Here is a 12,048-nt window from a genome sequence, read left to right as displayed (position 1 = left end):
CAGAGAGCAGAAAACGAAGCCGCGCCTGACTAAAGCAAACACGGCCAAAAGAATAAATCGCGGTTTATAAAACGGCTTTTATACGCCCTGCTAAAAGACTAAACAACACGCCAAAACAACAAACGCACAAGACCAACACGACCAAGCCAGAAAGACCATAAACCGCGATTGCCGTTGCAAACGCCGGAGGCCCAACCGTTGCGCCAATATTGCCGAACTGGGCAAGTAAGCCATAACCTTGCGCTTGCTCACTTGGGTTGCGAGCCAGAGTGGGAATCATCGCTAGCGCAGAGCCAGGTACCATTCCTAGAAACAACACCATCACACCAACCACAACACAGAAGAGTTCAGCCGAGCCACTGATTAATGACAAAACTACCGCACTGCTGGCAACGCCAAAATACGCCATCAAAGCAACACGCTGTGGTCGCATGAGATATTGCGCAATAGCACCCGCTAAAAAAGTACCGCCTGTACTAATGAGTGGCAACACAACCATCATCAGCTTCTGCAATGTAGAATCGCCAATCAAACCAGGCACGTAGGTCAACACAGACACCAAAGTGCAGGTATAAAACAAGAACACACAGCTTGGCAGCAAAGCACGAGGGTTCTGATAAATCTTGATCATTTGCCTAATAAAACCGTCTTGCATCTCTGTCACTGGTACCAAGTCCAAAACCGGATTTTTTCTTAGCTTGAAAAACAACACCACACCGATTGCGGTGATAAAAAGCCCATGGCTCAAAAACAATGTCTGCAAACCGTATTGGTCTAAAATGCTCTTTCCAGCCCAACCGCATAACGCAAACGCGACACCAAAAAACGTCCCCCAAATCCCCATGGTCAAAGACTTATGTTGCGGGGCACTTAATTTAGCAATCAAAGTGGGCGCAGCGACAACCACACCCAACTGAGAAAAGCCTTCCAGCATACGGGTCACAAACAATAGATTAAAATGTGGTAATGTAGATTGAATCAAAGACAAGCAACCGCCTAGCAGCAAAGCGCCCACCAATACCTTCAAATAGCCCACTCGACTGGCAATCATGCCCGCCGACACACCAAACACCAATCCAGCAATACCCACTGCGGAAAGCGCCGCGCCCGTTGACGTCGCCCCCATCTGATAATGCTCCAGCAAACCATCAAACGACACAGAAAACTTAGCAAATTGCATCGCAGCAGAGATACCCGCCACCCACAGCAAAATAACGTTTAACCATTGAGTTTTCGGCTCGGTGGTTGATGATTGAAAAGAGGAGTTTGGCATCTCGCTTCCTTATTAGAATGAAAATTAAGCCATCGACTAAAAAGATGCACTTAAAAGCTGACCTTACGGACAAATTACAGGCGTTATTCTAAAGCAAAAAGCACCAAAGAGGGGCAGATATTTATAATTAGAGTAAGGAAAGGCTTAGTATTTCGCTCGATAATGCGAAGGAGGAAATTCATGTTGCCTCGCCCAAAGACGACGAAATTGTCTTGGGTCGTCGAAGCCACAACGTTCTGCGACTTCTTCTATTGGCAAAGAGGTGCTTTGCAAAAACTGCATCGCTAAAGCAAGGCGCAATTTATGGATATATTCCCGTGTCGTTACACCGGCGCTTTCTTTAAACAAACGCACGAGATGACGCGGACTGCACTGGGCAACAGCTGCCAAGCTTTCTAATGACCAATTGCGTGCAGGGTCTACCTGAATCGCATCTTGCACACGGTGTACGCTTTGATGAAAGTGATTGCGGTTTTCTAGCCATGGAGATTGACTAGGATCATTTGGGCCACGACGAGAAAACAACACCATATGACGTGCGACCTGACTCGCACAATTTGCGCCAAATTCCTGTTGTATAAGATACAGAGCCAAATCAATACCAGCCGTTACGCCAGCACTGCTATAAAAACTATCATCCACGGCAAACAATCGATTACCCAACACCTTAGCGCTCGGTTCTATCGCTTGCAGCTCTTCTAAATGCATATGGTGAGTAGTACAGGCTCGACCCGCTAAAAGCCCAGCTTTTGCAAATAATAAAGTCCCTGCACAAATACTAATATAGCGACCAATATAATTTTCCTGTTGAACTAACCAACCTATCGTTGCTTCCATAGCAGGCGTATCTAAATCAATTAGATCACCCGCCAGTCCAGTACTAACAACCCAGCTATTCACCGCTATAACATCAGGTAGTGGTTCAACTTGAATATTTAACCCCAAGGTATTTTCGACCTTTACTTCAGGGCCAACAAAATGCAGTTCAAATTGTCTCTGATTCAAAGGTTCGGCCCCAGCTACAAAGCGATTTGCATATTGAAAGGCCTCCGCAGGGCCAATCGTATCCAGCAAAACACTATTCGGCATCATAATAAAATAAACTTGAATCTTAGTTATCACCGACACCTTATACCTCTTTGAAGGTTGTTTTGAATTGATCGAAAAGCCGAACACCAAAAGTATTAACCAACAGACCGATCAATACAAAACACACACCGATCCATTGAAGTGGTAACAGGCTTTCATCCAGTATTATCGCTGCAAAGGTCAAACCCACGATAGGAACACCCAAGGTCAAGGGTGCAACTTGGCTCGCTGGATAACGGCCCATCAAATATCCCCACAAAGAATAACCCAAAATAGTCGCCACCAAGGCAAGATAAGCCAGAGCACCAATAGACACCCAACTAATATTCATCAAAGCTGAATACATCAACTCAGGCCCTTCCATAAACCAAGAGTACACAAAGAAAGGCAATGGCGGCACCCAAGCACTCCAAATAACCAGGTTCACATTCACTGCGTAGCCTTTCTGACTCATAGTGCGAGCACTAATATTCCCCAACGCCCAGCTCGCTGCGGCGAACAAGGTTAGAATAAACCCAAACAACGTCATATCGCTGACGCCAGACACCACAGCAATCATCAGCAAACCACCGCCCGCTAAAGCAATCGCCAACACTTGATGAAACTTCACACCTTCTTTCAAAAAGACCAACGCAAACACCATGGTAAACAACGCCTGAGACTGCAATATCAAAGAAGCCAAGCCAGCAGGCATACCATTCGCCATCGCTATAAACAAAAAGGCGAACTGCATAAAACCCATTGGTAGTGCATATACACACCACCACTTCAGCGGAATATTAGGCCGTTTAACCAACAAACAACCAATCGCCGCCACCATTAAAAACCGCAGCCCGCCCAATAACAAAGGCGGCACTTCGCCAAGGCCAAAAGAGATCACCACAAAGTTTAATCCCCAAGCGAGGATAATCACCAGAGCCAACATACTGTCTTTAAACGTCATAATGCTTACCACCATTAAATTTGATAGAAGCATTATAAAAAGGCAATTAACGAGAAACGAGGGCAGAACATAGGGTCAAAAAGGACAATGAGGGAAACAAGAAATGGCCTGAAAGAACACCTTCCAGACCATTTAAGGCAAAACAACTAAAACTATTGAGCCACGGCCGTTAACTCAGCCTTTCTCAGTTCTTTCATGCGCAATCCGATGTTGCCGAGGATAAGCATTAAACCGCCTATGATTTGGTAGCCAGTTAGCCCCATATCAAGGAATAGCCAGTTGATGGCGGCGGCGAAGACAGGGAAGGACAGTTCCGCCAAGGTAGCAAGTTGCGCGGGGACTGTTTTTAGACCTTGGTAGTAGAACCACATACCGATAAATCCACTAAGCAATGCCATCACCACCACTAAGCTTAAATCGATAGAGGTCATCACTTTCAAGCCATCAGACTGCGCTAATGCCATGGGTAATAACACCAATAAACCGGCAACAAAACGGCCGGACATAATCGCGTTCGCTGGCATATGTTGGTAAGACAAGTATTTGCCACAGACCGTCGCCGCGCCCCAAGCAATAACCGCAATCAAGGTGTATCCATAGCCTTTCATAATACTGCTTACGTCACTGGAATAGTGCCATTGGGCATCGCCTAATTGACGCAAATCCGGCCACATCATTACGAAACTGCCCAGTAAAATAACGGCCGCCCAGCGGACAAATTGCCCTTCAATACGTTCTTTCAACAACCAGTAGGCCAATAAAATCGCCACGATTGGTTGCAGTTTTTGCAGCAAAATAACGACCGTTGGATTCAAGTAATGAAAGGCTTCTGTAAACGCCAAGGTGCCCATGGCAGAGCCTATGCCACCAATAAAAAACAAACATGAAAAGCCACTTATCGACATATGGCGATAAACATGGCGATAGCGCCACAGCATAGGTGCGACAAACAACACCAAGGTAAGGTGTTCGATTAGGACTATTTGCAGAGTGGAATAACCCGCCCCCAATAAAGGGTAACGAATCAAGGTATCAAGTGCCCACGTGAAACACGCGATCATAATAAAGAATGTGCCTGCCATCTTTGGTTTCTCCAAATATCAAGATGAACAGGGGTGATGAGGAATATACCAAGACCTACACACGATAATGCGCAGCTCAGAAGCACCTGAAAAGCATCAGACACAACAAAGACTTGGTCGACTTCTATCATCCGGACTATGACCGTCGGCTCTGGAGTCTCACCAGATCTGCTGACCTTTGTTCATAATAAACAAAGCGCTCGCGGGCTGTTGATAGATTCTTCAATCTTGTCAAATCACCGCCGGTGGGGAATTTCGCCCCGCCCCGAAGTTCGATTAAGTAAAATTAATGCGTTAACTTTAAACCCATCTTTTTACTTAGGCAATAAGTACAGCCATCATCATAATGAAATACTCCATTTTATATTTAACAAACTCCTGACCAAATACTCAGTATTGCTATACACTCGTTACTCAAAAATACACATTCATTGAATAGGAAAACGTCAATGCATACCTCTTCTAGAAGCGGCATATTATACGCGTTAACGGCTTTTACGCTTTGGGCCATTGCGCCGATTTATTTTAAGGAAATGTCGTTTGTTCCTGCGACAGAGATTCTTGCCCATCGAGTGATTTGGTCTTGCGTCATTGTGCTTGTATTGATAATCCTATTACGTTACACCGACGCATTAAAGAAGGTCTTAAACTCACCTAAAACCCTAATGGCCATGCTGATATCAACACTTCTTATTGGCTTGAATTGGGGGACGTTTATTTGGGCGGTACAAAATAACAAAATGCTAAGTGCTAGTTTGGGCTATTACATAAACCCACTCATTAGTATTTTATTAGGTGTCATTTTCTTCAAAGACAAACTTGATAAAGTTCGCAAAGCCGCCGTCGTTTTATGTTTCTGTGCAGTGGTATTTGAAGTGATTCAATTTGGTTCTTTACCTTGGATCGCTTTAATCCTCGCTATTACCTTTGGCTTTTATGGCTTGGTACGTAAAAAAATTGCTGTGGATAGTTTTACCGGTATGGCAATTGAAACAGCCATTATGCTGCCTTTAGCCCTTGCTTATTTGGTACTCAGCCCGTCACCAAGCGCCAACATGTTTGAGAATAGCGCGAATGTTAATTGGCTACTGTTTGCGGCTGGCCCGGTAACTATGGTTCCACTAATGTGCTTTGCAGCAGCAGCGAACAGAGTCAGTATGGTGACACTTGGATTTTTCCAATATATAGGTCCAACAGGCATGTTTTTTCTAGCGGTGTTCTTGTACGACGAGCCACTTAGTCCAGAAAAACTGACGACCTTTGTATTGATCTGGTCGGCTCTTGCTATGCTGATCGTTGACTCAGTACGACGACTTCGTAAAGCCAAAGCAACCAAGATGCTGAATCAAAACACGATTAATTCTTCCAATTAGCCAGCTAAAAAGAGCGAATACAAATTCAACTGGCTTCGCTCTTTTTGACAGCTTTTTCTTTTTTACTAACCGCTTTTCAGCCAACAATCATCATTCGTAAAGACTGAAATGTCCATGTCATCAATGAGGAAGCTTCGCGGTAACCTATTGATTAGTCTATTTATTAACTCGAGAACCCCTATTGTAAGAATCATCTTGAAATAAGAGGGATTCTTACAATGAACGTTAATGTTCAAAAACTTTTTGCCAAAACATTTTCGACTATCTTTTTTACCCTTTCTGGTTTTGTTGTCATTGCCAGCTTCGCTGGTGCAATCAATGAGTTCAACCATGGTGAAAGCCTAACCCAAGCCATCATTAAGGTTATCAATTCAAACATAATCGCCATTGCGGTATTTGAATTGGCTATGGTGATCAACAAAGAATACGGCAGTGATAATGAGCATGACGTTATAGTTTTATTAAGACGAACCCTGCCCAGATTTATCGGCACAGTTTGTGTTGCTATGGCACTAGAAGGTCTGATTATGGTGATCAAATACAGCCAGCTCGACATGGCAGGCAATTTGTACTATCCAGTAGCGATAGTTGCTAGTGCAGGGTTCCTGCTGATGTCTCTTGGTATTTTTCTTAAATATGCCCCCCGTGAACATTAATTAAAATTAAGCGGCGTATATCAAGAGAGCTTTTGTCTCTGATTGTGGTGATTTTTTGTTTCTTTTTTAATCATCAAGCCTCACAATCGCGGCATGTTTAGTTACTGATTATTACATAATGAAAATCATATCTTTTGACGCCCTAAGAACACTGCATTTACCCCAGGTTCGCTACATAAAACCAGAATCTATGTATGAACATCTAGATGAGATTAAAGAGGCCGACTGGCTACTTTTCCCTCAGTATTGGCAACTTAATGCCTTAGTTCACGGGCTTAAAAAGCGTATTTTTCCCAGTATTGCCACTTACATGATTGGCCACGATAAAGTCGAAATGACGCGAACTTTCCGCACTATTGTGCCCATGCAACACCCCTATACCGTTATTGCAGCAAACACCCCCTATGAAGCGGAAAAAATTTGGGAAGAAATGCCATCGCCTTTTGTGGCTAAAGTCCCACGTAGCAGCATGGGTAAAGGCGTGTTTCTGATTGAGACCATAGGGCAGTGGCGTGAATATATCGATCAAACTAACGTGCTTTATGTGCAGGAATATTTACCAATAGACAGAGATATGCGCGTTATTTGGGTGGGCAATAAGATTGTCAGTGGCTATTGGCGTTTACAATCGGATAATGGCTTTCACAACAACATCAGCCAAGGTGGCCAAGTAGAAATGGGCTTAATTCCAAAAGAAGCTCAAGACCTTGTCACCTATCTAGCAGAATCGCTAGACATCAATCATGCTGGATTCGACATTGCCATGGTCGGCTCAGTCCCATATGTTATTGAAATAAATCGTATATTTGGCAATCAAGGGTTACCCAATATTCAACACGATGTTAATACAGAACTACTCAGCTATTTAAATGAACAACATCTGCTTTCAGTGGCTAATTTAATCGATCAACCAAGCGGCTTTTAAAACATACATCAACCAATAAGTATAAGGGACGAGGTTCAACCCGATTTGCTTATTGGTTTTGCATCCTAATCATAGCGGTGATAGCAAGATTAAGCTTCTTGACGACCTCAGGCTTGATACGAGTATAGGCCGTGCAGTCATTAATCGCAGCGGCATATTCGGTAAACAGTTTCTTTTCGGAATAGCGTTCATTGAGATGCGAAGCAAATGTATTCTTTTGTCGATCAAACAGTGTCTGCATCAGTTTTGCCTGGCCTGCGTTACCACCATACATATTAAGTAGTCGTGGCGTAATTACTTCCTCTTGAAGGTAATCACGGTAGGAAGATAATCCAGTATGAACAGCGCGTATGTCTTCTTCGGCATAATTCTTTGCGTAGTCATCCAGCTTGGAATCAACAAATTCGACCAAAGCCACACAGGAATTCAGCTCGTTGATAGACGGATTCGCAGCCCATACTAAGGAAGGCGAACACAGTAGCCCAACCATAAAAACTAGGTATCTAGACATACTTAGCCCTTTCGTTTCTTATAATTATAGTAGTAATGAGTATCAAATACTGATTACTACTATAAAGACTATTCAACTGAGGGACAATCAGATATAACGCGCTCTGAAGAAGGAGGGTTATTTTCCAGTTTATTGGCGGGGCGAATAGGCCTTGAGGCTAAGTTACCACCACAGTTTGGGCAGCGGTTATTAGGAAGCTTCGTATCAACGCAGTCGACACAGAAAGTACATTCAAAACTGCAAATCATGGCATCTTCAGCCGACGGTGGTAAATCCTTATCACAACACTCGCAATTTGGTCTTAGCGCTAGCATGCGTAGCCCCCTTCTGTATCCTCGAAAAAATAACTATCTAAAGTATTGAAACGCCACCCATACCTATAATGTAGGTGGCGAACAATAAACCAAAAATAGCTAATTAACGATCAACTCGCCAGGGTAAAACGCGCCATCGTTTGTTTCATCGCCGCACTTTGACCACTCAATTCTTCTGCTGCGGCCGCACCTTCAACAGAACCCGCTGCATTTAACTCAACAACGTCACCAACCGATGCCATCGCTTGGGTCACTTCGTTCACCGCCAAAGCTTGCTCATGGCTGGCCGCTGCGATTTTCGCAACGACAGTTGAGGTTTCACTAATACCATCAAAAACTGCCTGCAGAGACTTATCCGTGCTTTCAGCAATAGAAACACCATTCGCCGTCTTGGTGGATGAAAGCTGAATTAACTTCGCTGTTTCAGCCGCAGCATCTGTGCTTCTTGACGCTAAGCCCCGCACTTCATCTGCAACCACCGCAAAACCTCGACCTTGCTCGCCCGCACGAGCGGCTTCAATGGCCGCATTTAATGCCAGCAAATTAGTTTGCTCTGCTATTTCATCAATGGTCTTAATAAAACCAGCAATGCTTTCTCCAGCACTTTTAATTTCATTCATCGCTACTATCATTTCATGCATTTGCGACTGACCTTGAACTACTGCTTTCTGGGCTTTATCAGCCAGAAGATTCGCCTCTTTAGCGCTTTCGGCGTTTTCACTGGTTTGCACTGACAACTGTTCCAATGCCGCCGAAATAGTCTGCAAATTGTCTTTTTGTTGAGTAGCGCCTTCAGCAAGAGAATGACTAAATATTGATACTTGTGAACTGCCAGCAGCAATTTGCTCACCAGCATTTTGAATATCTAAAAGTATAGAGTTAAGGTTTTTTACCATATCCTTCAAGGCTCGCCCTAGACTGTCTTTATCGGATGACAATACAACCGTTGCCGTCAAATCCCCATCAGCAATTTTTTGAGCTAAAACCGCTTTATCTTTCAGGCTTGCTACCATGACACGAATAGCTGCGTATAAGCTTGCTTCTTGTTCATTATTATCTGGTAACTGAACTTCCAAGTCGCCTCTTGCTACTCCTCGTACAACTTTCGTGACCAGAGCTGGGTCGCCACCTAATTGCGACGTGGTTGCACGAGTAATCAACCAAGAAATGACAGCACCTAATAAGATGGCAATGACAACAGAGATTTCGATAATAAAGACAGCCAACTCATTACTTTCGGTCAATTCAGGCCCAAGTAAATCTTGTTCGTTCTTAATAGATAACTTCAAGTCCTCTGTCATCTTAGTCACAACATTACCGATTGGGTTCAATGTATTATTCACAATCGCGTTACGATCTAATATAACCGAGACTGTCTGATCAAAGGCTTGCTTATAGATCGCCATGTCCTGAGAAACAGTTTCTAATAAGGCCTGACGAGCTGGGTTTTGTAGTTCTCGATTTAGTGTCTGTATTTCCGTATTAAGGTTAACCACTTCTTGATTCACTCTTTCAACGGCATCAAGCTCATTCGACTCTAGAAACTTCAGGACATACAAACGCGCTAGCAACAAATGTCTCATCGCAAACGATGCATGAAAAGCTGCAGTAACATCGCCAGCCTCTTTTGCTGAAATCAGTATTTCAGTTAAGTTTCTCTCAATCATCGGGCCTTTAACATTTAAAACTTTCTCAACTAACTCGTTTCTTTTAGTTTTTAGATTCACCACTTCCTCAAAGCCATTAGAGTAATTAGTCAATGACACCTCTAGCTCGTTAATAGTTTTTAAGTCTTCGGGTGAATTAAGGTCTATCGCTGCTTCATCGATGAGTGTCTGAGTTTTACCCCAGTAATATTCAAATGCCTCTTTATCTTTTTCACTTCCGGTTGCTATGTAGCTTTTTTCGTCCATACGGACCATTAACATATTTGCTTGAACTCGACCAACTGCATTCGTCGCTCTTGCCATAGAACGGTATTCATCAAAACCACTCGATGCCTTGTCGAGTGCAAAAAATGCCGTCGAGCCAACCAAAGCTAAAAGGCCAATAACAATTGCGAAACCTAGATATAACTTTTGTGAGAATGAGAGCATATTCCTTTACCTCATATTGAAAATGGAGACTTCCAACATGGAATATAGAACAAAAAGTGCAAATAAAAAGAAAGGACTTGTATTTTTTTGTAATGCATATAAAAGAGCGCTTTTATCCAAACAAAAGCGCTCTTTGGGAGGGTGAACAGCATCAAGACAATATATTAGGTGCTGTTTTATTAAGACGCTTAGGGTGTTTTTCCCAGCGTACTTTGACTTCGAACTGTTGACTGTCTTCATCTTCATAAGCACGCACCTTAAGACGCATGAGACCTTTTGGATCAAGCGTTAACGTACCTTCTTTTTCTTCACTGAATTCCAGTTTACCTTTCGACAAACCTTTTGACAGGGCTTTTAGGACGTCTTGAATATCGTCGGCATCCAATAAGGCTTCGTATTTAAATTCTGTTTTCGATTTCATAATGCTTATCCGTAGATTCCTTGCAGTTCTTCAGCCGAAATAACTTTCGCAGTGGGGTAATCGCAGCTGAGCCCAACAACACCAGTGTCTTTACCAATCAAGGTCGCACCAATACCGTGGCCTTTTAACCCTTCAGCTGTGCGCGAATGGCAGTCTAAGGTGATATCCGCTTCCACATGCACCAAGCCTTTTTTGATGGTAATTCGCTGGCCTTGCTGGCGGTTAATATGCCCCTGAACAACCACATGAATACCGGCCTTGTGAATGGCTTTAACACCTCGATGGGTCAATGGGAGATCGGCGTCACGGTATTTGGTTCTAAACGTGTTGGCTATAGAGCTGTAGTAAAAGCTAAACAGGTCACGACGCTTCAAATTCTGGTGGAAGGCTTTATTCGCATACTTGGTGCCGCTTTTCAGTAGCATTTGCCCCATGCTGTCATCTAAACCGGCATGCAAAAACAAGAATGAACCACGTTTTGCAACCAATTCCATCTTGCGGAAAAACCAATTGAATTCGCCCTTCTTGTGCAAAAACAACTGCTGACATTTCAATGAGGTCGCATACACTTGTCGTAAGCTCAATCCAGCCGACAAGCAGTGTTTCTCGAAACTGTGATTTTTCGATTCCATCTTGCGCACTTCACGATCGATGCCTTCTGCAGTCAAAAAGCCGGCCGCGTGAAATGGGAACGCTTTAAACCAGTCGTCTCCTGGGAATAACAACTCTCGACACTCATCTTCATCGGGAATTTTCTTATCCCATTTTGTATCCGCTAAATATTCATCGAAGACTTCACGAAACAGCGGCACAACTTTTTTGCCCATGCGCACGAAAAAATGCTGGTTACCCACGTCTTTTTTACGCGCCAACGCTAACAAGCCCATCAGTAACCGTAAATCATGATTACCAGCCAATAAAGTCACCCGCGCTTTTAGCTTATAAAGCTGTTTGACACTACGCAGTAATTCAAGATTACTCGGCCCTTTGTCCAAGCAATCACCACCAACGATAATCTCAGACTGCCTGCCTTTTTTGGTCAGAGAAAGATGCCCCAAGCCCGATTTTTTCTTGCGCTCTGCCACGCCTGCCGCGATCAAGGAATTTTCAAAGGCGGCTGCATCCGCATGAGGATCAGAAATAAACACCACGGAACGTTTTGGCCAGCGCAGCTTATTTTTCTTGAATAAAGAAGGCGTTTTGCTTGCTTCTAAAACATGACTATTCACCGAGCTTTCATCCCGAGGCCAAGCGGTCCACTCGCTCGGTAAGCGAGCGATAATGTCAGCATGATGAGGGCGGTCTGTGACGGTTGGGATGGGGCTTTGCATTGTATTGGTTACCTTTTCTATTAAAAGAGCCATT

Annotated in this window: 12 protein-coding genes and 1 riboswitch; of the genes, 3 read left to right on the top strand and 9 right to left on the bottom strand. The window is 43.7% G+C overall.

Going from position 1 to position 12,048, the window contains the following annotated elements; genetic code table 11:
- Window positions 1-64 precede the first annotated feature (64 nt).
- The 4 genes from JSY38_RS10015 to JSY38_RS10000 all read right to left on the bottom strand — a co-directional run bounded on the left by JSY38_RS10015 (window position 65) and on the right by JSY38_RS10000 (window position 4,387).
- Window positions 65-1,273, bottom strand: a complete 1,209-nt coding sequence (locus tag JSY38_RS10015; RefSeq protein ID WP_114413167.1) for an MFS transporter — start codon at window positions 1,271-1,273, stop codon at window positions 65-67.
- A gap of 144 nt (window positions 1,274-1,417) precedes the next feature.
- Window positions 1,418-2,401: a GlxA family transcriptional regulator gene (locus tag JSY38_RS10010; RefSeq protein WP_205113127.1), complete on the bottom strand. Its 984-nt coding sequence runs from the start codon at window positions 2,399-2,401 to the stop codon at window positions 1,418-1,420.
- A gap of 1 nt (window position 2,402) precedes the next feature.
- The gene (locus tag JSY38_RS10005) at window positions 2,403-3,305 is read right to left on the bottom strand and encodes an EamA family transporter (protein ID WP_205113126.1); all 903 of its coding nucleotides are present in this window, start codon (window positions 3,303-3,305) and stop codon (window positions 2,403-2,405) included.
- Between the two features lie 152 nt (window positions 3,306-3,457).
- Entirely contained in the window at window positions 3,458-4,387 is a 930-nt protein-coding gene (locus tag JSY38_RS10000; RefSeq protein WP_205113125.1) for a DMT family transporter, read from the bottom strand.
- 115 nt (window positions 4,388-4,502) lie between these two features.
- A riboswitch (FMN riboswitch) is annotated at window positions 4,503-4,665 on the bottom strand.
- Between the two features lie 171 nt (window positions 4,666-4,836).
- On the opposite strand from JSY38_RS10000, the gene rarD reads away from it, so the two are divergent.
- From rarD to JSY38_RS09985, 3 genes are all read left to right on the top strand, one after another.
- Window positions 4,837-5,760 carry an EamA family transporter RarD gene (rarD, locus tag JSY38_RS09995; RefSeq protein ID WP_205113124.1) on the top strand — a complete coding sequence of 308 codons (924 nt, stop codon included), beginning with the start codon at window positions 4,837-4,839 and terminating at the stop codon, window positions 5,758-5,760.
- A 218-nt stretch (window positions 5,761-5,978) separates the two neighbouring features.
- On the top strand, window positions 5,979-6,416 hold the full coding sequence (locus JSY38_RS09990; RefSeq protein WP_114413172.1) for a hypothetical protein: 438 nt from the start codon (window positions 5,979-5,981) through the stop codon (window positions 6,414-6,416).
- A gap of 118 nt (window positions 6,417-6,534) precedes the next feature.
- Window positions 6,535-7,341 carry an ATP-grasp domain-containing protein gene (locus tag JSY38_RS09985; protein WP_114413173.1) on the top strand — a complete coding sequence of 269 codons (807 nt, stop codon included), beginning with the start codon at window positions 6,535-6,537 and terminating at the stop codon, window positions 7,339-7,341.
- A 49-nt stretch (window positions 7,342-7,390) separates the two neighbouring features.
- On the opposite strand, the gene JSY38_RS09980 is transcribed toward JSY38_RS09985, so the two are convergent.
- The 5 genes from JSY38_RS09980 to JSY38_RS09960 form a co-directional block, all read right to left on the bottom strand.
- Window positions 7,391-7,852 (bottom strand): hypothetical protein, encoded by a 462-nt coding sequence (locus tag JSY38_RS09980; protein WP_114413174.1) that lies wholly within the window; start codon window positions 7,850-7,852, stop codon window positions 7,391-7,393.
- Window positions 7,853-7,920: 68 nt separating this feature from the next.
- Window positions 7,921-8,166 (bottom strand): DUF1272 domain-containing protein, encoded by a 246-nt coding sequence (locus tag JSY38_RS09975; RefSeq protein ID WP_114413175.1) that lies wholly within the window; start codon window positions 8,164-8,166, stop codon window positions 7,921-7,923.
- Window positions 8,167-8,276: 110 nt separating this feature from the next.
- Entirely contained in the window at window positions 8,277-10,262 is a 1,986-nt protein-coding gene (locus JSY38_RS09970) for a HAMP domain-containing methyl-accepting chemotaxis protein (RefSeq protein WP_205113123.1), read from the bottom strand.
- 151 nt (window positions 10,263-10,413) lie between these two features.
- Complete coding sequence (locus JSY38_RS09965) at window positions 10,414-10,683, bottom strand: amphi-Trp domain-containing protein (protein WP_205113122.1); 270 nt, start codon at window positions 10,681-10,683, stop codon at window positions 10,414-10,416.
- Window positions 10,684-10,688: 5 nt separating this feature from the next.
- Window positions 10,689-12,014 carry a metallophosphoesterase gene (locus JSY38_RS09960; RefSeq protein WP_205113121.1) on the bottom strand — a complete coding sequence of 442 codons (1,326 nt, stop codon included), beginning with the start codon at window positions 12,012-12,014 and terminating at the stop codon, window positions 10,689-10,691.
- Window positions 12,015-12,048 lie beyond the last annotated feature (34 nt).

Source organism: Marinomonas foliarum, assembly GCF_016906065.1.
Classification (GTDB): Bacteria; Pseudomonadota; Gammaproteobacteria; order Pseudomonadales; family Marinomonadaceae; genus Marinomonas; species Marinomonas foliarum.
The sequence above is the reverse complement of the archived record's forward strand: the minus strand, read 5'-3'. Positions and strand labels throughout refer to the sequence as shown.

Coding starts and splice junctions, on each gene's coding strand:
- JSY38_RS10015 (WP_114413167.1), bottom strand. CDS start 1,273: ATGCCAAACTCCTCTTTTCAATCATCAACCACCGAGCCGAAAACTCAA.
- JSY38_RS10005 (WP_205113126.1), bottom strand. CDS start 3,305: ATGACGTTTAAAGACAGTATGTTGGCTCTGGTGATTATCCTCGCTTGG.
- JSY38_RS10000 (WP_205113125.1), bottom strand. CDS start 4,387: ATGGCAGGCACATTCTTTATTATGATCGCGTGTTTCACGTGGGCACTT.
- rarD (WP_205113124.1), top strand. CDS start 4,837: ATGCATACCTCTTCTAGAAGCGGCATATTATACGCGTTAACGGCTTTT.
- JSY38_RS09990 (WP_114413172.1), top strand. CDS start 5,979: ATGAACGTTAATGTTCAAAAACTTTTTGCCAAAACATTTTCGACTATC.
- JSY38_RS09985 (WP_114413173.1), top strand. CDS start 6,535: ATGAAAATCATATCTTTTGACGCCCTAAGAACACTGCATTTACCCCAG.
- JSY38_RS09980 (WP_114413174.1), bottom strand. CDS start 7,852: ATGTCTAGATACCTAGTTTTTATGGTTGGGCTACTGTGTTCGCCTTCC.
- JSY38_RS09975 (WP_114413175.1), bottom strand. CDS start 8,166: ATGCTAGCGCTAAGACCAAATTGCGAGTGTTGTGATAAGGATTTACCA.
- JSY38_RS09970 (WP_205113123.1), bottom strand. CDS start 10,262: ATGCTCTCATTCTCACAAAAGTTATATCTAGGTTTCGCAATTGTTATT.
- JSY38_RS09965 (WP_205113122.1), bottom strand. CDS start 10,683: ATGAAATCGAAAACAGAATTTAAATACGAAGCCTTATTGGATGCCGAC.
- JSY38_RS09960 (WP_205113121.1), bottom strand. CDS start 12,014: ATGCAAAGCCCCATCCCAACCGTCACAGACCGCCCTCATCATGCTGAC.